This is a genomic window from Endothiovibrio diazotrophicus, from assembly GCF_054657215.1.
The window spans coordinates 1-23,050 of sequence record NZ_BAAHXB010000089.1; the positions used below are offsets into that span (position 1 = coordinate 1).

Here is a 23,050-nt window from a genome sequence, read left to right on the forward strand (position 1 = left end):
GCCGGCGACAGCGTGCTCACCTTCACCACCACCGCGGCCATCGCCGCCGACGCCCAGGTGGTGGTGGTGCGCAGCAAGGACGCCGCCAGCAGCTCGGCCCACAGCTACAGCGACGGCAATACCGCGCAGACCCCCACCTGGATCATCAACCAGGACGCCACCGGCGACTTCACCGCGGCGATCACCGGCACCTCCACCACCGGCTTCGCATTGATCGCCCGCGCCGCCGCGCCGCTGCTCGACCCCAAATTCACCGCCGTCACCGAGACCATCGACGTCAGCGACACCAAGTACCTCTCCAGCTACGTCCGCTCCGAGTCCCGGCTGATCTGCGCCGAGCCGAAAAACACCGCCAGCGGCCAGAGCTACGACGACGCCGACGCGACGCTGCCGGCGATGCAGCTCGGGATCGCCGACAGCGTCACCACCAACGATCTGGCTTACAGCAAAACGGGGATCGACGCCGGCAAGATCACCAACTGGACCGATTTCACCGCCGGCCAGGTGAGTGTGACCAGCACCATTCACGGCGCGATGGCGGCGGTCAGCTCGATCCACTGGGACCTGGACAACTCCGGCACCTTCGACGCCGACGAGAAGTTCACCCTCGACACCGCCAACAACAAGGCCACCCTCACCTGGGACCCGGCCGACAGCTCCAACGATGCGGTCTACAGCGCCAAGCGCCAAGTGAAGATCGTCTTCAACGGCACCACCGCGCTGACCCCCGGCGTCTACTACGCGACCCACTCCGCCACCAGCGGCGGCGTCACCGCCACCACCAAGGGCGCCTTCAACATCGGCCGGCTGGGCGGCGATTTCGGGAGCGACCAGGGGCTGTGCATCGTCAGCGGCTACAAGGGCGCCCGCTTCCGCCCCAACTATCTGTGGTCCGGGCGTGACGTCTACGAGCAGTTCGTGCGCATCGGCGTCGACCTCTCCGGCGGCATGGCGACCGGCGACGAGATCGGCAAGACCAGCTTCGACGTCTACGCCCGCGCCAAGCAGATCAGCGGCGACAACTTCGTCAAGATGGGCAGCGTCCCCGCCAGCGGCGAGCTGCTCCTCTGGGGCTACGAGGTGCGCACCAAGATGGTGGACGCCGGCTACACCGCCAGCAGCGTCGCCCAGCGCATGGACGTCGACTTCGTCGTCGAGGGCCTCGGCACCAACTACCTGTACGACACGACGAAATACGACACGCTGAAGGCGTTCAAGCTCAACGTCGTCTCGATCCAGCGCAGCCCCCGCGGCAGCCGCGTGATCCCGGTCCGCGCGGTGCGCCAGGACGCCTCCTCCAACGACGTGGTGGTGACCCAGTAAGGGCTACCGTCTGAGGCAACCCGGCCCCCTCGGCGCGCGGGCCGCACCACCTGCGCGCCGCCCCGGCCCCACGGCCGGCGGCGGGGCGGGTCCGATCCATTCGAGCTGAGCAATAGTGAGGAATCGCATATGGCGATCACAGAATCTGTAGTCGGAGGGGACCACGACACTTCCGGGTTCGACACCCACCAGGTCGACCCGACGGTCATCTCCATCATCGACGCCGTGCTGGGCGGCGGCACCGCCGACACCGGCGGCACCACCGCCAACACCGACGGCGTCGTCTTCGGCGGCTCCGTGGCGGTGCAGGGCTCGCGCACCGACGGCACCCACGTGGGCGCCGTGCTGCCCAGCGCCACGGGCGCCTCCGGCACCCTCGACGACGGCGTCGTCAACCTCGGCGCCACCCTGCCGGGCAACGTCGCCCTCACCTACCAGGGGCCGGCCCAGGAGTTCACCACCAACGAGGGACGGAACTACCTGCAGCAGCTGATCCACGACACCTATGCCGGCGACGACAGCGGCCAGTTCCAGCAGCAGGTCAACGTCCTCAACCAGGGCGCGCGGCTGGTCGCCAACCGTTTCGGCAACGACACCCAGAGCGCCGACGACAGCAGCGGCGACGGCAGCTTCCGCCTGGTGCAGCTGGTCGAGCAGAACGACGGCGGCAACCACTCCACCCGCGTCGCCCTGCAGGCGACCAACAACGACGTGCTGGGCGTGGTGATGGACGACTCGGTCGGCAACGGCATGGTCACCGTGCACAACGCCGGCGGCGTGGTGCTCGCCGGCAACGGCGTGGTGCGCGGCGACAACGCCAGCGGCATGGCGCTGATCGGCGACGTGCAGAACCAGGCGCTGGTCGGCGGCACCGGCAACGACACCCTGGTGGGCGGCTCGGGCCAGGACACCCTGATCGGCGGCGTCGGCGACGACACCTTCGGCTTCGTCGACACCGGCCATTTCCGGGTCTCCGACTTCAACCCCAACGGCGACCACTTCGCCTTCAACGTCGAAGGCATCACCTCCTACGAGCAGCTCGCCGGCTACATCACCTCGATCGAGCAGGTCGACAACGGCTTCACCGTCCACTTCGGCGAGTACGCCTCGATCACCCTGCTCGGGGTGACCACCGAGGAGATCTCCGCCGACATGCTATCGTTCGACCTGTAAGCACCCGCGTCGCCCGCGGCTCCGGATGCCGTCCGCCCCCGTCGCCGCCGCGGCGGCGACGGGCGGCTTTTTCACCTTGACGATACGACGGGAATGGATCAGCCAGCGTGAACCGCAAACGCATCCTCTCCGGGATTCTGATCCGCGATGGTTTCATCCGCGGCTGGGCCTTCGACCCCGAGCGGGCGAGCGTCACCGTCCGCCTGGAGAGCGAGCGGCACACGGCGGAGGCCACCACCGGCTTCCACCTCCCGCCGCAGGATACGCTCGAACTGGGACGCCCGCCGCGGGACGACTGCGGCTTCCTGCTGACGCTGCCCAAGGCGCTGTTCGACGGCTTCCCCCACCGCTTGACGGTGCGGGTGCCGGAGTGGCGCCTGCCCACCGACCCGCCGCCGCGCGAGGGGCACTTCATCCATGGCGACACCTTCGGCAAGGTGATCCGCGGCGAGCGCGGCTTCACCGGCTGGGTCGCCTTCCGCAACGCCCGCCGCGCCCTGCCGCCGGTGATCGTCCGCGAACCGGGAACGGAGCGCACCCTGGCGCGCATCCCGCTCACCGCCGATCCCCAACGCGGCCGCGACGACGCCGCGCTGACCGCGCGCTTCCACCTGGCGCGCGAGGCGCTGGAACGGGCGTCGGAGGGCGACTGGCGAGGCGAGCCCCCCCACTTCGAATGCGCCGGCACCGCGCTGCGCCTCGACCCCGGCGAGGGCACCGGGGAGCGCTTCGCCGGCCGCCTCGAACGGGTCGAGGCGGACCACTTCGCCGGCTGGGCGGTGGACTTCGACCACCCCGGCCGGGCGGTGGACCTCGACCTGCTGGTGGACGGCCGGCGACTCCACTCCTTCCGCCCCAACCAGCAGCGCGACGACGTCGCCCGCCACGCCGGCATCGCGCCGGAGGCGGCCGGCGCCTACGGCTTCCGCTACGACACCCCGGCGGTGCTGCGCGACGGCCGCCCGCACAGCGTGGCGGTGGCCTGCGCGCGCAGCGGCACCCCGCTCACCGAGTCGCCGATGGCGGTCCACTTCCCGCGCCACCAGCGCCCCTTCGCCCCCCCCGCCGAGGCGGAGCTCGACCGGGTCCCGCCCCCCGCCGACGCGACCGAACCGCCGCAGGTGTCGGTGGTGATCCTCAACCGCAACGGCCGCGAGGTGCTGGAGCGCCTGCTCGCCAGTTGGCGCCGCCACCATCGCGGGGTCGCCGCCGAACTGATCGTCATCGACCACGACTCCCGCGACGGCAGCCGCGAGATGCTCGAACGGTGGCGCGCGCGGCTGCCGCTGCGGGTGATCGCGCTGGACTACAACGACTCCTTCTCCGCCTCCTGCAACCGCGGCGCCGCCGCTGCCCGCGGCGACCACCTGCTGTTTCTCAACAACGACATCGTCTGGGTGCAGGACGCCCTGCCGGCGATGGTCGCCACCCTGCAGAGCCGCCCGGTGGCGGCGGTGGGCATCAAGCTGATCAAGGACGAAAAACACCATCTGCCCGAGGTGCAGCACCTCGGCGTGCGCTTCAAGCTGGTCGGCGCCCAGTACTGGCCGTACGAGGCGAGCCCCGACGGCGGGGCGGAGGAGAACGAATACAGCCCCCAGGAGGTGCCGGCGGCGACCGGCGCCGTCCTGCTCTGCCGCAGGCGCGACTTCGAGCGGGTCGGCGGCTTCGACGAGCGCTACTTCTACGGCTACGAGGACGTCGAGTTCTGCCTGCGCCTCAGCGCCCGGCTGGAGCAGCCGATCCTCTGCCGCAACGACCTGGTGGCGCTGCACCGCCACGGCCACACCCGCCTCACCGGCCGCGAGCGCGGCGTGCGCGACCACCACGGCCACAACAGCTCGATCTTCGCCGAGCGCCTCGGTCTGTGGCTGAAGCAGCAGTGGCGCAGCGACCTCCTGGAGGGGCGCGGCCACTGCACCCGCGAAGCGCTCGCCATCGGCTTCGCGGTGGCCGACAACCCCGCCTACGAAGGGGACGGCCCGACCCTGACCGAGGTCGGGCGGATGGCTCGCCGGCTGATCGCCGCCCACCCCCGCTGCCGGGTGGTCGCCCTCACCCCGGAGCGCGACTGGTACGCCGTGGACGACCTCCACCTGCTGGTGGTCTGCGACCCCGGCTACGACCTCACCCGGCTGCGCGGGGCCCGTGGCGACCTGATCCGCGTCGCCCTGGTCGACGGCGCGCTGGAGCGCTGGCGCGTCCAGCGCTGGTGGCCCGAGTTCGACCTGCGCCTCGACGGCGGCATCACCTCACCGGCCGACGCCGGCCTGCCGCGGCTCGACCCGGCGTGCCCCCACGAGAGGTTGTGGAGCGCCGCCGCGGCGCTGCTGCGGGTGGCCATCCTGGTCCCCTGCACGGCGGAGGAGTCCGCCGCCCGGCCGGAGTCGTGGCGGATCGGCGAGGGGCTGCGCCAGCGGCTCCAGCAGGGTGGCGCCGCCGCCTGGCTGGTGCCGCAGGAGGAGTGGGATCGCTCCCCGCGGGTGGCCGACGTCTACCTCCAGCTCCACGGCCTCGGTGAAGCCTCCTGCCGCCGGCGCGAGGATGCGCTGAACGTGCTGTGGATCGTCGCCGCCGAGGACCGGTTGAGCCCCCACACCCTGGCCCTGTTCGACCAGTTGTGGGTCGCCTCCGAGAGCGCCGCCGAGCGGCTCCGGGCCCACACCGACGGCCGGCAGGTGCTGTTCCGCCCGCCGCTGCCGGCGGACGAGCCGGCGGGCGGAGCGGCCGACGGGGAGGCCGCGCGCCCCGCCGCGCGCCGCGAGCGGCGCGACCTGGAGTCCATCGACCTCCACCTCCCCGGCAGCGCCGACCGCCGCTCGCTGATCGCCGGCGCCCCGGCCGGGGTCTACGAGATCCGCCGCGGCGCCGTCGTCCCCGACGACGGTGCCGGTGCCGGTGCCGGTGCCGCGGGGTGCGACCGGCTGCCGGAGACCCTGTTCCGGCGGGCGGCGACGGTCCACGTCCACGCCTCCGCGGAGGAGCACCGCGACGGCTACCGCTCGCTGTGGCTGTGGCTCGCCCGGCGGATGGGCGCCGAGGTGAGGCTGTCGCCGCGCCCCGCTGCCGGCCACCGGCCGCCGCCGCCGGCGGCGTGGGAACCGCCGCCGGAGGAGCCGCCCGCCCGCTGGGTCGAGCCGCTGCGCGAACTGCTCGCGGCACGGCTACGGGAGACCGACCAGGACCTGCGCGAGGGGCCGGCGGACGACGACCCCCTGCGCCACGGCGTGCACGCGGCACTGGAAGCGATGGAGAACGGGGAGGAGGGCGATGGACGTCTTGTTCGTGCATCCTAGCTTTCCCGGCCAGTTCCGCCGCCTCGCCGGCCGCCTCGCCGGCGAGGCGGGATTCCGGGTGCAGGCCATCGGCGACCAACATTGGATGCGCGACGAGGCCCGCGAGTGTCCCGGCGTGATCGGCTACCCCTCGCCGGACCCCGTTCCCGACGCCGCCGGCGCCCCCCACCCCTTCGTGCGCAGCCTCGACGGCGCGGTGCGCCGCGGCATGCGGGTGGTCGAGCGGCTGCTGCCGCTGAAGCGCGACGGCTTCGAACCCGACCTGATCGTCGCCCACCCCGGCTGGGGCGACGCCTTCTATCTGAAGGACCTGTTCCCGTCGGCGAGCGTGATCGGGCTGTTCGAGTTCTACTACCAGCCGCGCGGCGCCGACGCCGGCTTCGACCCGGAATTCCCGATCCGGGTCAACGACCTGTTCCGCATCCGCACGCTCAACGTCACCCAGCAGCTGGCGCTGGAGGCGTGCGACCAGCGCCTCTCCCCCACCGAGTGGCAGCGCTCGCGCTTCCCCGCCGCCTACCGGCCGACCATCGAGGTGATCCACGACGGCATCGACACCGACCGGGTCGCCCCCGACCCCGACGCCCGCCTCACCCTCGACGACGGCACCACCCTGGCCGCCGGCGACGAGGTGCTGACCTACGTCAGCCGCAGCCTGGAGCCCTACCGCGGCTTCCACCAGCTGATGCGCGCGCTGCCGCGGATCCTCGCCGCGCGGCCCGCCGCGCGGGTGGTGATCGTCGGCGAGGAGGGGGTCAGCTACGGCCGCCCGCCGGCCGACGGGCGGAGCTACCGCCAGCGCTACCTGGAAGAGGTGGCCGACCGGCTGGACCTGACGCGGGTCCACTTCACCGGCCCCCTCCCCTACGACCGCTACCTGCAGGTGCTCCAGGTCTCGCGGGTCCACCTCTACCTCACCTACCCGTTCGTCCTCTCCTGGTCGGCGCTGGAGGCGATGGCCGCCGGCTGCCTCGTGATCGGCTCGCAGACCGGGCCGGTGGAGGAGGTGATCGAGGAGGGCGTGAACGGACTGCTGGTGCCGTTCTTCGACACCGAGGCGATCGCCGAGCGGGCCATCGACGGCCTCGCCCACCCCGCGCGCTACCGCGCCCTCGGCGCGGCGGCGCGACGCACGGTGATCGAGCGGTTCGACTTCGAACGGGTCGCCTACCCCCGCTACCGCCAGCTGTTCGACCGGCTGGCCCCGTGGAGCCGAAGCGCATGAACATGGTCACGGAGATGAAATGTAGGGTGGATAAGCGCAGCGCATCCACCAAAACGAAGGCTACGACCACCCGGAGCGGATCACCCCGTCCGAGCAGTTGGTGGATGCGCTATCGCTTATCCGCCCTACGGTGCCCATAGACCCATGGAAAGTTCATTCAAGAACCTGATCCGCAAGGCGGCGACGAAACTCGAGCAGTTCGATTTCGCCACCGCCGAGACGCTCTACCGCGAAGCCCTCGCGCAACGTCCCGGCAACGCCGCCGCGGCCCTCGGCATGGCGATCACCCTCAACCGCACCGGCCGCTGCGGCGAGGCGCAAGCGCTGCTCGCGCCGATGGTGGAGAAGCTGGAGGCCACCGACGCCGACCCGAGCGGCAAGGCCGCGATGCGCGCCCAGCTCGGCCAGGCCCAGCTCGGCCTCGGCCGCCCCGACCGCGCCCTCGACGAGTTCCGCCGCGCCGACCGCCACTTCCCCTCGGCGGAGCTCAAACAGCACATCGAGCGGCTCGCCGCCGCCCGCGGCCACGACGATCCGCAGCAGGCGCAACTGGCGCTGGCCGAGCGGCTGCGCCGGCAGCGGCGCTGGGGCAACGCCGAACAGGTCTACCGCGCGCTGCTCGGCGACCACCCGGACCACCCGGCGGCGCTCCACGGCCTCGCCCTGGTGATGCGCGGCACCGGCCGCCACGGCGACGCCCTGGCGCTGATCCAGCAGGCGATCCTGCTCGACCCGGAGCGCCCGGAGCTGCTCAACGACCTCGGCATGCTGTTCCAGGACCGCGGTCAGCTGGAGAAGGCGATCGGCTTCCACCAGCGGGCGCTGCGCCTGCGCCCCGACTTCGTCTACGCCTACAACAACCTCGGCGTCGCGCTGCGCCGCTGTGATCGCCTGGAGGAGGCCGAGCAGGCCTACCGCAAGGCGATCGAGCTGAGCCCCGACTTCGCCCAGCCGCACAACAACCTCGCCAACCTGCTGCTGCAACGGGGCCGCACCGAGGAGGCGAAGCGCCACCTGCGCCTGGCCCTGGAGCGCCTCCCCGACTACCCTGAGGCGCGCCACACCCTCGACGCGCTGGAACGCGGCGCCACCGGCCACCCGCAGCACGTCCCACCCATGAGCGCGCGAGACGCAAGCGAAGGATGAGTTCGATGGACGAGTTCGACCGCCGGGGAGACGGCACCAGCGACCTGCTCGGGACCGACCTGCCCTTCACCGGGGCGGCGGGGGCACCCGCCGACGGGCCGCCGACGGCCCCCTGGTCATGGACCCTGGAGGGGGGCGCGGTGCTCCAGATCGACCGCGCGGCGGCCGTCGGCGGCATCGCCCTGCTCAGCGGCTGGCACAGCGCCGCGGCCGAACTCGACCTGCCCACGGAACTGCGCCGCATCGCGCTGCGGCGCGCCGACGCGGAGGAGCACCTGGGCCACGCGGTGACCGGCTTCGTCGCCGCCGCCCGCTGTGCGGAAGGGACGACGGCGCTGCCGTTCCGTTTCGGCGCCCCGCCGGAGCAGTGCGCGGCGGCGATCACGGCGGACGCCGCCGCCGATCCGCTGGCCACCCTGCTCGGCGAGCAGTTCACCATCCTCCCCCGCCTGCTGCCGGTGCTGCTCGAGTCACCGCGCTGGGGGCAGTTGCTCAAGGGGATGCTTGACGGCTTCGGCGACCACCCCCGGCTCGGCGCCATCGATGACGCCCTGTGGGTCGAGGGGGTCGGCGTCGCGGCCGCCGGACGGCTCCGCCGGGCGGGCCCCGCCACCCGCTACTACCTGGTCGGCGACCACGGGGAGTGGACCCCCGTCGAGGGCGACGAATCCCTCGCCGCCGAGCCGCCGGAGGAGGCGGCGCAGCCGGGCGACGAGCCCCCCACCATCCCCTTCGCCGCGGTGCTGCACTGCGCGGTGGCGCCCACCGCCAAGGTGCGGCTGGTGTGCTGCGCGGTGGATGGCCTCCACCCCGCGGCCACCGCCCCCTGCCAACCCGCGCCGCACCCGGCGGAGTTCGTCCGCCGGCTGTTCGCCCACCCGGTGGCGATGCCACGCTACGCCGCACGGGCGGCGCGCCACGACCTGGCGCTGGTGGAGGCGCGGCTGCGCGCCGAGCGCGAGGCGCTGGCCGAAATCGAGGAGCGGCGGATCGACTACGGTCGCCTGCCCGACGCCCCGCGGATCAGCGTGGTGGTGCCGCTCTACGGCCGCTGGGACTTCGTCGAGCACCAGCTCCTCGCCTTCTCCGCCGACCCGGCGTTCCACGGCGAGGTGGAGCTGATCTACGTGGTGGACGACCCGCGCATCGCCTCCCCACTGCTCGGCGCCGCCGCGGAACTCCACGCCCTCTACCGGGTGCCCTTCTCGATCGTCCCCGGCCGCTTCAACCGCGGCTTCGCCGGGGCCTGCAACCTGGGCGCCCGATTCGCCCGCGGCGCGACGCTGATCCTCTTCAACAGCGACCTCTTCCCGCAGCGCCCCGGCTGGGCCGACGCCCTGGCCGAGGCCCTCGCCCATCACCCCGAATTCGGCGTGGTCGGCGCCCGCCTGCGCACCATCGACGGCGGCCTCCAGCACGACGGCATCGAGTTCGCCTTCGAGCCCGCCTTCGGCATCTGGATCAACCGCCACCCCGGCCAGGGGCTGGCGCTGGTCGAGGAGGAGGGCGACGAGCGGGAGGTGCGCGAACGGCCGGCGGTCTCGGGGGCCTGCATGGCCGTGCGCCGCGAGCAATTCCTGGCCCTCGGCGGCTTCGACGAGGGCTACCTGATCGGCGACTTCGAGGACTCCGACCTGTGCCTGAAGTATCTCGCCGCGGGGCTCGGCAGCGGCCTGCTGCGCGGCGTCGCCCTGACCCACCTGGAGCGCCAGTCGCTAGCCGCGGTGGGCGACGGCGGCTTCCGCCAGAAGGTGGTGATCTGGAACGCGGTGCGCCACCACCGGCGCTGGGGCGCGGTCCTCGAAGCGGCGGCCGGCCACGGGGAGGGAAGCCCATGAGCGGCCTGCGCATCGTGGTGGTCGCCCACGGCCACCCCGCCCTCCGGGCGGGGGGGGGCGAGGTGGCCGCGCACAACCTGTTCCAGGCCTATCGCCGCCACCCCGAGGTGGAGGCGGCGTGGTTCCTCGCCCGCGTGTCGCCCGACGGGGAGGGCGACGGCACCATCCGCCCCTTCAGCGAGGGGACCGAAGGCGAATACCTGATCGAGCAGACCATCGACGACTGGCTGCTGTTCCGCGGCAGCCAGCGGCTGCGCGCGGTGGAGCGCTTCCAGGCGTGGCTGCACGCGCTGCGCCCGGACGTGGTCCACTTCCACCACTTCAGCCACCTCGGCATCGAGCTGCTGCGCGCCGCCCGCCACGCCTGCCCCGACGCCCGGCGGCTGTTCACCCTCCACGAGTTCATGGCGATCTGCCCGCACAACGGCCAGATGGTCACCACCGGCGCCCACCGGCGCTGCCACCGCGACGCCCTCGACGCCTGTCACGGCTGCTTCCCGGAGGTGTCGCGCGAGGCGCTGTGGCTGCGCAAGCGCTTCCTGCTGCAGCAGTTGGCGGCGCTGGACGCCCTGGTCGCCCCCTCCCGCTTCCTCGCCGGGCGGTATGTCGAGTGGGGCCTCCCCGCGGAGCGCATGGCGGTGATCGAAAACGTCCAGCGGCCGGCCGCGCCGGTGGACGGGCGGGACGCCGACACGCCCCCCGACCGCTTCGGTTTCTTCGGCCAGATCACCCCCTTCAAGGGGCTCGAGGTGCTGCTCCGCGCCCTCGACCTGGCCACCGCCGGCGATGACGCGCCGCGAATCCATTTGGAACTGCACGGCGCCAACCTCGACCACCAGGAGCCGGAATTCCGCGAACAGCTCCAGCGGCTCGCCGAGCCGCTGGAGGCGCGCGGCGTGCTCGGCTGGACGGGCGCCTACGAGGCCGGCGAACTGGCCTCGCGGATGGCCGGCATCGACTGGGTGGTGATCCCCTCCACCTGGTGGGAGAACTCGCCGATGGTGATCCAGGAGGCGTTCGCCCACGGCCGCCCGGTGCTGTGTAGCGACATCGGCGGCATGGCCGAGAAGGTGCGCCATGGGGTGGACGGCCTGCACGTCGCCGTCGGCAGCGCCCCGCGCTGGGCCGATGCCCTGCGCCAAGCGGCCACCGAGCGGGCGCTGTGGCAACGGCTGCGCGCGGGGATCACGCCGCCGCCCGCCGCCGCGCAGGTGGTGGCGGAACACCTCGCCCTGATCCGCGCCCTGCCCGCCCGCGACGGGGAGACACGGCGATGAAACGGATCGGCCTGCTCGACAACCTGCCCGGCCTCGCCGCCTACCGCCGCGACGGCTTCATCGAGGGCAGCGCCGCCGCGCTGAACGTGGCGGTGGGCGGCAACAGCGGCAACCTGGCCTACGTCTTCGGCATCGAGCGGATGCTCGGCAACCCGCTCGAACCGGCCACCTGGGCGTGGCCGGCGGAGGCGATGCGCAAACAGTTCGACCACCTGGTGGTGTGCTGCGCCAACCAGCTCGGTGCCCACGTCGATCTCGCCGGCTGGGCCGACCGCCTGCGCGACTTCGACCTGCCGGTGACCCTGATCGGCCTCGGCGCCCAGGCCGACGACTACCACGAGGTCCCGGAGATCCCCGCCGGCACCCGCGAGCTGCTCGACGTGGTGGGCCGGCTGCGCGAGGCGCCGGCGCGGCCCAACATCGCGGTGCGCGGCGGCTTCACCGGCGAGCTGCTGGCCCGCCTCGGGGTGGAGTGCGCGGTCACCGGCTGCCCGTCGCTGATGATCTCGGCGCGCCCCGCCCTCGGCGCCGAGCTGGTGGCGAATCAGCGCCCGGGCCCCTTCGAGCGGGTGGCGAGCGCCGCCGGCAACCCGTGGCACGCCCGCTCGGCGCCGCTGGAGCGGATGCTGGTGGACCTGGTGGAGTTCCGCGACGGCGCCTACCTCCTCCAGCACCCGTTGGCGATGTTCCAGCTCGCCCTCGGCGAGGGGGCGCGGCTCGACGCGGACACCGTCCATCTTCTGCTGCAGACCTACGGCGGCCGCTTCGACGCGCCGGGGCTGGAACGCTGGTTCGTCCAGCACGCCCACCTCTTCCTCGACGTGCCCCACTGGATGCGCTTCCTGCGCCACTTCGACGCGGTGGTGGGGCCGCGCTACCACGGCGTTGCCCTGGCCATCCAGGCGGGTGTCCCCGGCTGCGTGGTGAGCATCGACGCGCGCACCCGCGAGCTGTGCGCGGAGACCGCGGTGAAGGCGCTGTGGGTGGACGACGCGCTGCGCCTCAACCCGCTGCAACTGGCCGAGGCGGCGCGCTGGAGCACCGCCGACGGGGCGCACTTCGACCGGGTGCGGCAAGCCCGTGCCGGGCACCACCGCGACTTCCTGCGCGACAACGGCCTCACGCCCTCGCCCCACCTGGAGCGGCTGGCCGAGCCGGCCGCCGCCTGACCCGCAGGGAGCCCCCGCAGAGCATGACCTCCGACCTCCTCCTCGCCCTCCGAAGCTGCCGCCGCTCGCTGCTGGCGGCGGCGCTGTTCAGCATGGCGGTCAACCTGCTGATGCTGGTGCCGCCGCTCTACATGCTGCAGCTCTACGACCGGGTGCTGACCAGCCGCAGCGTCGACACCCTGGCGATGATCACGCTGATCGCGGTGGGGCTGCTGGCGGTGATGGGGGCCCTCGAATGGTGCCGCTCCGAGGTGCTGGTGCGGGTCGGCACGCGCCTCGACCTGCTGCTCAACCAGCGCCTCTTCGGCGCGGTCTTCGACCGCTCCCTGCGGCGCAACGACAACGCCAGCGGGCGCGCCCTGAACGACCTCACCGTGGTCCGCCAGTTCATCACCGGCAACGGTTTCTTCGCCTTCCTCGACCTGCCGTGGGTGCCGATCTATCTGGCGATCCTGTTCTACTTCCACCCCTGGTTCGGGGTCTTCGCGCTCGCCTCCGGGCTGCTCCTCGGCGCCATCGCCGTGGCCGGCGAGCTGGCCACCGGCAAGCTGCTCGCCGGCGCCAACAGCGAGGCCGCCTCGGCCCACCGCTTCGTCGACGCCAACCTGCGCAACGTCGAGGTGCTGGAGGCGATGGGCATGGTCGACGGGGTACGCGGCCGCTGGCTCCACCACCACACCAACATGCTCGCGCTGCAGGGGGTGGCGAGCGACCGCGCGGCCGCCGCCACCGCGCTGAGCAAATCGTTCCGGGTGATGCTCCAGTCGCTGATCCTCGCCCTCGGCGGCTACCTGGCGATCGAGCAGCAGATCACCCCCGGACTGCTCATCGCCGCCTCGGTGATCCTCGGCCGGATGCTCTCGCCGATCGATCAGATGATCGGCGGCTGGCGCGGCTTCGCCGGCGCCCGCACCGCCTACCACCGACTCGACCGGCTGCTGCGCGAGACCCCGCCGCGCCGGCGGACGATGACCCTGCCGGCACCGCAGGGACGGCTCAGCGTGGAGCAGGCGGTGGTGGTGCCGCCGGGATCGAACGTGCCGGTGGTCAAGGGGGTCTCCTTCACCCTCGCCCCCGGCGAGGTGCTGGGGATCATCGGCCCCAGCGCCTCGGGCAAGTCGAGCCTGCTGCGCGCGCTCCTCGGGGTGTGGCCGACCCGCTCGGGCACGGTGCGCCTGGACGGCGCCGAGGTGTTCGGCTGGAACCGCGACGAGCTGGGCCCCCACGTCGGCTACCTGCCCCAGGACATCGAGCTGCTCGACGGCACGGTGAGCCAGAACATCGCCCGCTTCGGCGAGATCGACCCGCAACGGGTGGTGGAGGCGGCGCGCATGGCGGGGGTCCACGAGATGATCCTGCGCCTGCCCGCCGGCTACGACACCCGGGTGGGGGTGGCCGGCGGCGTGCTCTCCGGCGGCCAGCGCCAGCGCCTCGGGCTGGCCCGCGCGCTCTACGGCGAGCCGCGGCTGGTGGTGCTCGACGAGCCCAACTCCAACCTCGACGAGGAGGGCGACGCGGCGCTGGAGCGGGCCATCGCCGGGCTGCGCGAGCAGGGGACCACGGTGATCGTGGTCAGCCACCGGCTACGCGGCATCGGCGCGGCGGACAACATCCTGGTGCTGCTCGACGGGGTCGCCCGCGCCTACGGCCCGCCGCGCCAGATCCTGGTCGACGCGGCGGCCTCGTCATGAGCCTAGTACCCGGATTCGAAAGACTTTTGTGAACCGCAGATTAACGCAGATGTGCGCAGATTCTTCTCTTTTCAATCTGCGTTCATCTGCGCAAATCTGCGGTTGGAAATCTTCTTCAGGTGGAATTGGAAGTGCCGAACGATCACCCGCAAACGACCGACCCGCAGAAGCCGCTGCGGCGCACCGCGCCGGCCCCCCTGCCGCGGGGGAGCCTGGCGGTGGTGGCGAGCGACGGCGCCCAGCTGCCCCGCGCCGCGGAGGCGGGAAAGCCGCCGCCCGGCAGCCTGCCGCCGCTCACCCCGCTCACCGACGACCGGCCGGTGCGGCGCTTCGGCCTGCTCATCATCCTCGCCGCCTTCGGCCTGTTCGGCGGCTGGTCGGCACTGGCCGAGCTGGATAGCGTGGTGGTCGCCCCCGGGGTGGTCACCGTGGAGTCCCACCGCAAGACGGTGCAGCACCTGGAGGGGGGCATCGTCAAGGCGATCCGGGTCGACGAGGGGGACCGGGTGGCGGCCGGCGACGTATTGCTGGAGCTGGACGAGACCAAGGCGCTGGCCGAGCTGGAGGTGGTGCGCTCACGCTACTTCTCGGCGCTCGCCCGCGAGGCGCGCCTGCAGGCCGAGCGCAGCGATGCGCCCGCCGCCCGCTTCCCCGACGAGCTGCTGGCCGAGCAGGACCCGCGGGCGCAGGAGGCGATGACGATGCAGGAGCAACTGCTGGACGCGCGCCGCGACACCTTCCACTCGGAGATCGCGATCCTCGAGCAGCGCGTCGACCAGTTGAAGACGAAGGCCGAGGGGCTGGAGAGCCTGCGCGCGAGCAAGGAGACCCTGGAACGCTCCTACCGCGAGGAGGCGGTGGAGCTGAAGCGGCTGTTCGAGAAGGGGATGACCGACAAGCTGCGGCTGCGCCAGTTGCAGCGCTCCGCCGCCGAGGCGGGCGGCGAGGCGGGCGACCACGCCGCCGCCATCGCGAGCACCGGATTGCAGATCAACGAGACCCGCCAGCAGATCCTGCGCCAGCGGCGGGAGCGGCTCTCCCAGGTCACCGACGACCTGCAGCAGGTGCAGGCGGAGCTGTTCGACCTGCGCGAGCGGCTCAACGTGCTGGGCGACTCGGTGGCGCGGGCGCGCATCGTCGCCCCCGCCTCGGGGATCGTCCTCGGACTCGCCGTGCACACCATCGGCGCGGTGATCCAGCCGGGCACCCGGATCCTCGACATCGTGCCCCAGGACGAGCCGCTGGTGGTGGATGCGCGGGTGCCGCCGGCGGCCATCGACAAGGTGCGGCTGGGAGTGGCGGCGGACATCCGCTTCACCGCCTTTTCGGCGCGCACCACCCCGGTGGTGGCCGGCCACGTCAGCCAGGTGTCGGCCGACCGCCTCGACGAGCAGGGCGACGGGGTGCCCTACTACCTGGTGCGGATCACCGCCGACGCCGACGGCGAGCGGGGCTTCGCGCTGGTGCCGGGGATGCCGGCGGAGGTGGTGCTGAAGACCGGCAAGCGCACGCTCTTCTCCTATCTGGCGCAGCCGCTGACCGACGCGGTCGCGCGGTCGTTCACCGAGGATTGAGCGCGTGAGCGACGACAGCGCCCCGCAAATCGGCCAGCTCTTCCTCGGCCGCGAGTGGATCACCGCGGCCCAGCTCGATTCGGCGCTGGAGTATCAGCAGCGCTACGGCGGCCGCCTCGGCGCGATCCTGGTCAACCTCGGCGCGCTCACCGAGCGCCAGGTGATCCTGGCCCTCGGCGAGCAGCTCGGCACCCGCACCTGGTGGGAGCTGGAGGACCCGATGGTGGAGCCGGTGGCGCTGGCGCCGCTGCGCGAGGGGTTCCTGGCGAGCCGCGACGCGGTGCCGCTGGAGGTGGGGCCGCACCACGTGCTGCTGGCGATGAACGACCCCCTCGACTTCGCCACGATCTCTGCGGTGGAGCGCGCGTGCGGCCTGCGGGTGGAGCCGCTGATCACCCCGGAGCGGGAACTCAGGCGGCTGAAGGAGCGGCTGGCGGCCATCGAGGGGGGCGCCGGCCGGCTGCAGATCGAGGGTGGCGACGACCTGGAGCGGCTGCGCGAGCTGGCCTCGGAGGCGCCGGTGATCCGCCTGGTGGGCTCGGTGATCGCCCGCGCGGTGGAGGCGGAGGCCTCCGACATCCACTTCGAGAGCGCCCGCGGTACCTTGCGCGTGCGTTTTCGCATCGACGGGGTGCTGCACACCGTCGACCACATCCCGCGGGAGCTGCAGCCGGCGGTGCTCACCCGGCTGAAGCTGATCGCGGCGCTCGACATCGCCGAGCAGCGGCTGCCCCAGGACGGGCGCATCGAGGTGCGGGTGGCCGGCCGCGACGTCGATCTGCGCGTCTCCACCGTGCCCACCGGTTTCGGCGAGAGCGTGGTGCTGCGCCTGCTCGACAAGCGCGACATCCGCTACGAGCTGACCCACCTCGGCTTCTCCGCGGGGCAGCTGGCCGCCCTGCGCGGGATCATCGCCCGGCCCACCGGGCTGTTCCTGGTCACCGGCCCCACCGGCAGCGGCAAGACCACCACCCTCTACTCGATCCTCAGCGAGCTCAACTCGGAGGAGACCAAGATCATGACCGTGGAGGACCCGGTGGAGTACCAGCTCGACGGGGTCAACCAGGTGCAGGTCAAGTCCGAGATCGGCTACAGCTTCGCCAGCGCCCTGCGCTCGCTGCTGCGCCAGGACCCGGACGTGATGCTGATCGGCGAGATCCGCGACGAGGAGACCGCGGCAATCGCGGTGCAGGCGGCGCTCACCGGCCACCGGGTGTTCGCCACCCTGCACACCAACGACGCCCTCGGCGCGCTGCCGCGGCTGCTCGACATGGGGGTCCACGACTACCTGTTGCAGAGCGCGCTGGCCGGGGTGATGGCGCAGCGCCTGGTGCGCCGCCTCTGCCCCCACTGCCGCCGCCGCCACCCGCTGGCGGAGGCGGGCTCCTTCGCCGCGGAGCTGGCCGCCGTCGCCGCCGCCGAGGGGATCGCCGAGCCGCGGTGGTGGGAGGCCGAGGGGTGCGAGCAGTGCCATGAAACCGGCTACCGCGGGCGCACCACCATCGCCGAGATCGTCCCCTTCGACGCGCGGCTGGCCGACGGGCTGGCCACGGGGCTGGGCGGCGGCGGGAACCTTCCCACGCTGACCGAGCTGGGGCTCCCCGACCTGCGCCGTGACGGCCTGCTCAAGGTGCTGCGCGGCGAGACCTCGCTCAGCGAGGCGGCGAGGTTCATCTGATGGCGCTCTACCGCTACCGGGCCCTCGACCGCGAGGGGCGTGAACTGGAGGGGGGCTGTCTCGCCGACAGCGAGGCGGCGGCCCGTCAGCGGCTGCACGGGCGCGGGCTGACCCTGCTCAGCCTGGAGAGCCGCCACGGCGGGCCGCTGCGCGTGCCCTTCAGCCTGGACGACGCCCGCGACCTCTTCGACGAGCTGGAGACCCTGCTGGAGGCGGGCCTCGACCTGCTCCAGGCGCTGCGCACCATCGAGGAGGCGACCCGCCGCGGCGGCAAGCTGAAGGTGGTGCAGACGCTGCGCGAGGGGCTCAACGCGGGCCTTCCCCTGTCGCAGGCGATGGCGCAGGCGTGGCAGGCCGGCGAGCACGAGCTGCCGCCGCTGCACCATCAGCTGCTGGCGGTGGGCGAGCAGTCGGGGACCCTCGGACGGGCGCTGGCGCGGATCGTCGAGCACCTGGAGTTCCAGCGCCGGGTGCGCGACGAGGTGCGCGGGGCGCTGGTCTACCCGGCGGCGCTGCTGGCGGTGTCGCTGCTGGCGCTGGGCTTCATCCTGGTGGTGGTGGTGCCGCAGTTCGCGGCGATGTTCCCGGGCGACGCGATCGAGCGGCTGCCGCCGCTGTCGGCGGCGCTGATCGGCCTCGGGCGTTTCTCCGGCGAGTGGACGGGGGGGCTGCTGGCGGCCTTCGTCGCGACGGTGGTCGCCATCGCCTGGGCGCTCCGTGCCCGCGCCGCCGCGCTGGCCGGGCTGGCCGACCGCCTGCCGCTGGTCGGCCCGGCGCTGCGCCGGGTGGACTGCGGCAACTACTACACCGCCCTCGGGCTGATGATCGAGGGTGGGGTCGACCTGGCCCGCTCGCTGAAGATGGCGACGGAGGCGCCGCGGATGGCGCGGGTGCGGCGCGCCGCGGCGGTGGTCCACGAGCTGGTGCGCGAGGGCGAGACCCTGGCCGGCGCCCTGGCCGCCACCGAGCTGGCCTCCCCCTCGGACCTCTCGCTGCTGGTGGCGGCGGAGCGCTCGGGGCGGCTGGCGGAGACCCTGCGGCGGCTCGGCCGCGGACGGGTCGAGCAGTTCGAGCGCACCACCCGCGCCGCGCTGAAGCTGCTGGAGCCGGCGGTGGTGGTGGTGATGGGCGCCCTGGTGGGGCTGCTGGTGACCGCGCTGATGCTCGCGGTGGTCTCGCTCAACGACCTGGCGCCGTGATGAAGGTCCGTGGCTTCACCCTGATCGAGCTGCTGGTGGTGGTGGTGCTGGTCGGCCTCATCGGCGGGCTGGTGGCGCCGTCGGCCCAGCGGCTCTACGAGCGCCACCGGCGGCATCTGGAGCTGGACCGGATGAGCGATTTTCTCGCCGGCGCGCCGTCGGCCGCCTACCTGGGCGGGCGCGAGCTGACCCTGCGGGCGGAGGGGGCGCGGCTGGCGTTGCAGCCCGACGGCCCGACCCTGCAGCTGGCCGGGCCATGGCGGCTGGAGGTGGAGGGGGAGCTGCGCTACTGGAGCAACGGCGCCACCGCCGGCGGTACGCTGCACGCGGACCACGACGGAACGGTGTTTCGCCTGCAACAGCAGCCCGGCAACGGCACGGTGACGATCGATGAAGCCGGCTAGGAGAGACGACGTTAGGAGAGACGACGCCCGGGCCCGGCCAGGGTGTGCCGACGATAGGAGGCGCACCAGCCTCTACGGAGTGGTGCGCCTCGTCCCTCGGCACACCCTACGCGGGTCCGGGGGCTTCACGCTGATCGAATTGGTGGTGGCGATGGCGATCGTGGCGACGGTGATCGCCACCGCGGCGATGGCCGCACGTCTCGCCGCCGACCGGCTGGAGCGGGCCGAGGGGCTGCTCGAGCGCCAGCGGGCGGTGCTCTCGCTGAAGGACCGGATCGCCCTGGAGCCGCTGTTCACCGTCCACTCCGGCGAGGGGCGCTGGGCCCGCGGCCCCTACCGCTGGCAGGCGAAGCTGCTGGAGAGCGGGTCCGAGCGGCGCCACGCCGACGCCGAAGGGGGCGGGGCGGCGGCGGGCTTGTTCGAGGTGGGCCTGTTCCAACTTACCCTGACCCTGCAGCGGGCCGACGGCGGCGAATACCGCTACGGCTGGCGCGCGGTAAACTACCGCCTCCGGGAGGACGGGCGATGATCCGCCCGGGCGATGGGGGATCGAGGGCCGTAGGTTGGGTTGAGCGCAGCGAAGCCCAACCGGCGGACATGCGGAGTGCGTCGCGGAGGCTCCGGCGGCGGCGTGTCGGGCTTCGCTCCCGCCCACCCCAACCTGCCCGCGGCTTCACCCTGGTGGAGATGATGGTGGTGCTGGCGCTGCTGGCGGCGCTCACCGCGCTCGCCTTCTCCGCGGTGCGCCACTACGGCGGGGTGCTCGGCAAGCTCCAGCAGGCGGGGGAGCGGTTCGACCAGGCGCGCCAGTTCGCCGCCTTGCGCGAGGCGCTCCACGGGCTGCGGCTGTGGCTGGAGCCGACGCGGGGGATCGACCTGACGGGCGCAACGGCCGGCACCCGCTACCGCCCCTACTTCCACGGCGAGCCGCGGCGCATCGCCTTCTGCACCACGGTGCCGCTGCTCCACCGCCCCGACGGCGAGCCCTATCAGGTGGAGCTGAGCCGCGCGGAGGACGGCGGCCTGCGGCTGCGCGAGCGGGCGGCGGTGGAGCGCGCCCGCGGCTACCGGCTGGAGGCGCCGTGGCCGGACGGCGAGGATGGGGAGCGGTGGCTGCCCCGCTGGCGGGTGGAGCGCTTCGAGTTTCGCGACGACGACCGCTGGGTGGCGCGGCTGGAGGGGCGGCTGCCGCTGGCGGTGCGGCTGTCGATGCGCCGGGAGGACGGCGAGGAGCAGTGGGTCTTCGCCGTGCAGGCCACCGACGACCGGCGCTGGCGGGAGGCCCTCGATGGCCAAACCGCGGCCGATTGAACACGCCGAACGGGGCGCGGCGCTGCTGGTGGCGCTGCTGGCGGCGGCGATCCTGTCGCTGCTGGCGGGGAGCATGATCACCCTCGGCCGCCAGCAGGTGGAGCGCAACGCCCTGCTGGAGCAGCGGCTGCTGCTCGAGCTGCGCGCCGACGGCGCGCTGGCCGAGGCCACCTACCGCCTGGGCACCGGGCAGCCCCTCTTCCCGACCGCGCAGGCGACGGAGGATGGGGAGTGGTGGACGCTGCCGCTGGCGCACTGGGCGATCCCCGACGAACGGGGGGTGCCGCAAGGGGGAGGCACGCTGCGTTTCCGCATCGTCGCATTGAGTGGGAAACTGAACCCCCTGAACCCGCTGGTGCCGGGGGAGTTCCGCCGCTACCTGGAGGCCCGCGGGGTGGAGCCGAAGCGGGCCGCAGCGATCGCCGCGGAGCTGGCCGACTGGACCGAGGGCGACCGGCTGCGCCACCTCAACGGGGCGGTGGATGCGGACTACCGCGCCGCCGGCCTGCCCTACCGGCCGCGGGGCGACCGGCTGCTGCAGGATGTGGCGGAGCTGCGCCTGCTGCGCTCGATGGACGAGCCGCTCTACCGGCGGATCGCCCCGGAACTGACCCTGGACAGGTTCCATGTGGTGGATGTGGACGGCATGCCGGAGGCGCGGCTGCGCGCCCTGGCGGGAGAGGTGGCCAGCGGCGGCTCGCTGGCGGCGCGGGACTCGACGGAGGCGGTGCGCGCCTGGCTGGCGGCGCTGCGCCATGTGAATTCGGAGGTGATCTTGAGCAGAGGCGGAGGCGATTTGGTGCGCATCGAGGTGGAGGCTTCCGCGGAGCCAAGCGGGCCAAGCGGGCCAAGCGGGACCGGTGAGCGCCACGGCCGGGTGGGTCGTTGGCTGGAGCTGAACCTGAAACCGGAGACCAACCGCGCCTCCGCGCACGGACACGGCGCGCTGGCCGACGACGGCCGGGAGCGGCCGTGGACGGTGCTGCGCCGGGGGGTGCTGTGAGCATCGCGCCGCGACGGGGGGGCTCCGGCCCGCTGGCCCGGGTGCGCTTCCGCGGCGCGCTCCACCCCGCCGCCGGCGGGGCCAATGCGGCGCTCACCATCGTCCCCCAGGAGGCGTGCCACTTCACCGAGATGGAGCTCCCCGCCCGCCTCACCTCGCCGCTGGAGCAGGTGCTGCGGCTCAATCTGCCGGCGCAGTTGCCCGGCGAGCACTACCACGGCCTCGCCTGGGAGCGGCCGGTGGAGCGCGGCGAACAACGGATCTATGCGGTGTGGAGCTGGAGCGACCCCGGCGACGGGGTGGCGATCCCCGAGGGGCGGATGGTCCGCCTGGCGCTGGCGGAGAACGGCTGGCGCTATCTGGTCCAGCCCCGCGGCGAACGGGCCAACCTCTATCTGCTGCGCGACGATGGCCGTTTCCACGCCTACACCTTCGTCCGCGAGGCGTTCGCCCGGCGGCTCCATCAGGCCCTGCGCGCCGCCGGGCTGGCGGCCGGCGACGGGGTGCAGGTGGTGGAGCCCGGGGAGTCGCCGATCGAGCTGCCGGCGGGCGGAGGAGAGCCCCGCTGCCTGCACCTCGACGCGCCGCTGGCCACGGCACAATGGCAGCGACTCACCCTGCCCCAACGGCTGGCCGCGGCGCCCGGCCTGACGGCGGCGGCGACGGGGCGCTTCAGCGGCCCGCTGCTGCTCGCCGTCGCCGCGCTGATCGGGCTGTGGCTGGGCGGGGTGGCAGGCGACTGGCGGCAGGCGCGCCAGGTGGACGGCTTGCGCGCGGAACTCGATCGACTGCAGCGGCAGTCGGCGTCGTTGCGCGAGACGCTGGCGGGGATGGAGCGGCGCCGGCAGGAGTGGAATGCACTGCGGCTCGAGCTGGAGCGCAACCCGCCGCTGACCGAGCTGCTGGCGGCGGTGGCGCCGCTGCTCGGTGAGGACGGACGGGTCCATACGGTGGAGTTCACCGCCGACGGGGCGGCCGTTACCGGCCTGGCGCGGGAGGCGACCCGTGCCCTGCATGCGGTGGAGGGACTGACGGCGTTGCGCGACGCCCGCTTCGGCAACGACCTGTCGCGGGACCCGACGCGGGGGCTGGAACACTTCCGCATCGAGGCGCGCTGGCCCCGTCCCGCCGCGGCGGGCGGAGCGTCGATCGAATCGACGGCGGAGGCGCGATGAGCGGGCGCTTCGATATCGGGTGGGTCGGGCGATTCGACCGCCACTCCCGCGGCGGCCGGGCGGCGCTGCTGGCACTGGCGGCGCTGCTCTTCCACGCCCTCGCCATCGCCCCGGCGATCGAGCACTGGCGGGCGGGGGCGGAACGCGCCCGCGGGCTGCGCGCGGAGATCGCCGAGGAGCGCGCGGTGATCGCCGAGGGCGAGCGGATCGACCGGCGGGCGGCGGCCTTCGGCAAGGCCCTGGAGGAGCGACGTGCGCTGCTGCCCCCGGCGGGCGAGGGCGACGGCCAGTCCTACGCCGCCCTCCAGGAGGAGCTGGGGCGGCTGCTGCAGGCCACCGGCACCGAGCTGCGCAACGTCACCTGGGGCGAGGCGGAGCGGGTGTGGGGGGTGGTGCGGCTGCCGATGCGGGTGGTGGTGGCGGGCGACCCGGGGGCGATGGCGGCGCTGGTGGCGGCGGTCACCGAGTCGCCGTCGATGCGCTTCGACGAGCTGTCGCTACAACGGGACCCGCTCGGCGACCGGCTGGTATTGATCGCCACCCTGATGGGGTATCGGCATGACTAGGC

Annotated in this window: 18 protein-coding genes; all 18 read left to right on the top strand. The window is 73.2% G+C overall.

Features of this window, described 5'->3' with window-relative positions; translation table 11 throughout:
- Positions 1 to 1,323, top strand: a 1,323-nt coding sequence (locus tag ACYQ2W_RS18695) for a hypothetical protein (RefSeq protein WP_459870555.1), incomplete at its 5' end; no start/stop codon positions are given.
- Between the two features lie 129 nt (positions 1,324 to 1,452).
- A complete protein-coding gene (locus tag ACYQ2W_RS18700) occupies positions 1,453 to 2,496 on the top strand; it encodes a calcium-binding protein (RefSeq protein WP_459870558.1) in 1,044 nt (347 codons plus the stop codon).
- 107 nt (positions 2,497 to 2,603) lie between these two features.
- Positions 2,604 to 5,792, top strand: a complete 3,189-nt coding sequence (locus tag ACYQ2W_RS18705) for a glycosyltransferase (protein ID WP_459870560.1) — start codon at positions 2,604 to 2,606, stop codon at positions 5,790 to 5,792.
- The gene (locus tag ACYQ2W_RS18710) at positions 5,767 to 7,017 is read left to right on the top strand and encodes a glycosyltransferase family 4 protein (RefSeq protein ID WP_459870562.1); all 1,251 of its coding nucleotides are present in this window, start codon (positions 5,767 to 5,769) and stop codon (positions 7,015 to 7,017) included. Before ACYQ2W_RS18705 ends, ACYQ2W_RS18710 begins: the two co-directional genes overlap by 26 nt.
- A gap of 144 nt (positions 7,018 to 7,161) precedes the next feature.
- The gene (locus ACYQ2W_RS18715) at positions 7,162 to 8,163 is read left to right on the top strand and encodes a tetratricopeptide repeat protein (RefSeq protein ID WP_459870564.1); all 1,002 of its coding nucleotides are present in this window, start codon (positions 7,162 to 7,164) and stop codon (positions 8,161 to 8,163) included.
- Between the two features lie 5 nt (positions 8,164 to 8,168).
- Positions 8,169 to 10,001: a glycosyltransferase family 2 protein gene (locus ACYQ2W_RS18720; RefSeq protein ID WP_459870567.1), complete on the top strand. Its 1,833-nt coding sequence runs from the start codon at positions 8,169 to 8,171 to the stop codon at positions 9,999 to 10,001.
- Positions 9,998 to 11,278: a glycosyltransferase family 4 protein gene (locus ACYQ2W_RS18725; protein ID WP_459870569.1), complete on the top strand. Its 1,281-nt coding sequence runs from the start codon at positions 9,998 to 10,000 to the stop codon at positions 11,276 to 11,278. Before ACYQ2W_RS18720 ends, ACYQ2W_RS18725 begins: the two co-directional genes overlap by 4 nt.
- A complete protein-coding gene (locus tag ACYQ2W_RS18730) occupies positions 11,275 to 12,447 on the top strand; it encodes a polysaccharide pyruvyl transferase family protein (RefSeq protein ID WP_459870572.1) in 1,173 nt (390 codons plus the stop codon). The genes ACYQ2W_RS18725 and ACYQ2W_RS18730 overlap by 4 nt, the downstream gene beginning before the upstream one ends.
- Before the next feature lie 23 nt (positions 12,448 to 12,470).
- Positions 12,471 to 14,138, top strand: a complete 1,668-nt coding sequence (locus tag ACYQ2W_RS18735) for a type I secretion system permease/ATPase (protein WP_459870575.1) — start codon at positions 12,471 to 12,473, stop codon at positions 14,136 to 14,138.
- 131 nt (positions 14,139 to 14,269) lie between these two features.
- Entirely contained in the window at positions 14,270 to 15,712 is a 1,443-nt protein-coding gene (locus ACYQ2W_RS18740; protein ID WP_459870577.1) for an HlyD family type I secretion periplasmic adaptor subunit, read from the top strand.
- A 4-nt stretch (positions 15,713 to 15,716) separates the two neighbouring features.
- Positions 15,717 to 17,390: a GspE/PulE family protein gene (locus ACYQ2W_RS18745; RefSeq protein WP_459870579.1), complete on the top strand. Its 1,674-nt coding sequence runs from the start codon at positions 15,717 to 15,719 to the stop codon at positions 17,388 to 17,390.
- Positions 17,390 to 18,589, top strand: coding sequence for a type II secretion system F family protein (locus tag ACYQ2W_RS18750; RefSeq protein WP_459870581.1), 1,200 nt, complete (start codon positions 17,390 to 17,392; stop codon positions 18,587 to 18,589). Before ACYQ2W_RS18745 ends, ACYQ2W_RS18750 begins: the two co-directional genes overlap by 1 nt.
- A complete protein-coding gene (locus ACYQ2W_RS18755; protein WP_459870597.1) occupies positions 18,589 to 18,993 on the top strand; it encodes a prepilin-type N-terminal cleavage/methylation domain-containing protein in 405 nt (134 codons plus the stop codon). The genes ACYQ2W_RS18750 and ACYQ2W_RS18755 overlap by 1 nt, the downstream gene beginning before the upstream one ends.
- A gap of 82 nt (positions 18,994 to 19,075) precedes the next feature.
- A complete protein-coding gene (locus ACYQ2W_RS18760; protein WP_459870583.1) occupies positions 19,076 to 19,522 on the top strand; it encodes a type II secretion system protein in 447 nt (148 codons plus the stop codon).
- 68 nt (positions 19,523 to 19,590) lie between these two features.
- Entirely contained in the window at positions 19,591 to 20,304 is a 714-nt protein-coding gene (locus ACYQ2W_RS18765) for a prepilin-type N-terminal cleavage/methylation domain-containing protein (RefSeq protein ID WP_459870586.1), read from the top strand.
- Complete coding sequence (locus ACYQ2W_RS18770; protein ID WP_459870589.1) at positions 20,282 to 21,307, top strand: type II secretion system minor pseudopilin; 1,026 nt, start codon at positions 20,282 to 20,284, stop codon at positions 21,305 to 21,307. Before ACYQ2W_RS18765 ends, ACYQ2W_RS18770 begins: the two co-directional genes overlap by 23 nt.
- Positions 21,304 to 22,482 carry a hypothetical protein gene (locus ACYQ2W_RS18775; protein ID WP_459870592.1) on the top strand — a complete coding sequence of 393 codons (1,179 nt, stop codon included), beginning with the start codon at positions 21,304 to 21,306 and terminating at the stop codon, positions 22,480 to 22,482. Before ACYQ2W_RS18770 ends, ACYQ2W_RS18775 begins: the two co-directional genes overlap by 4 nt.
- A complete protein-coding gene (locus ACYQ2W_RS18780; RefSeq protein WP_459870595.1) occupies positions 22,479 to 23,048 on the top strand; it encodes a hypothetical protein in 570 nt (189 codons plus the stop codon). Before ACYQ2W_RS18775 ends, ACYQ2W_RS18780 begins: the two co-directional genes overlap by 4 nt.
- The last annotated feature ends 2 nt before the right edge of the window (positions 23,049 to 23,050 follow it).